Annotated in this window: 1 protein-coding gene; it reads right to left on the bottom strand. The window is 56.7% G+C overall.

The genetic code is table 11. The features are described from left to right. On the bottom strand, window positions 1–363 hold a 363-nt coding region (locus tag BV453_RS01580; protein WP_249520701.1), incomplete at both ends, for a DEAD/DEAH box helicase family protein.

Genomic DNA, 363 nt, shown 5'->3' with positions numbered 1-363 from the left:
AGACGTCGGTAACTGGCGGCACCGGCACGGTGGACTTCGTCGATCAGGACATAGTCAAAGGCTTCGGGCGAGATCGCTTCGAGATTCTCTGCCCGCGTCAGCGATTGGATCGAAGCAAAGACGTAGCGGCGGTCAAGTTCTTTCTTTGACCCGACGAACTTGCCAAAGTCGCTATCCGGGGCTCCTAGTACTCGCTTGAACTCACTGATTGCACGGTCGAGGATCTGTTCACGGTGCACAACGAACAACATCCGCTCCGGTGAATAAGCACGTACATCCAGGGCGGAGAGGATCGTCTTTCCAGTCCCTGTCGCAGAAATGACGACAGCTTTGTGCTCGCCCGCATCCCGCAGCGCAGCAATG

It is taken from the genome of Microbacterium sp. ER1, assembly GCF_023383675.1.
Taxonomy (GTDB): Bacteria; Actinomycetota; Actinomycetes; order Actinomycetales; family Microbacteriaceae; genus Microbacterium.
Note: the sequence above shows the minus strand (reverse complement) of the source record. Positions and strands in the feature narration are given on the sequence as shown.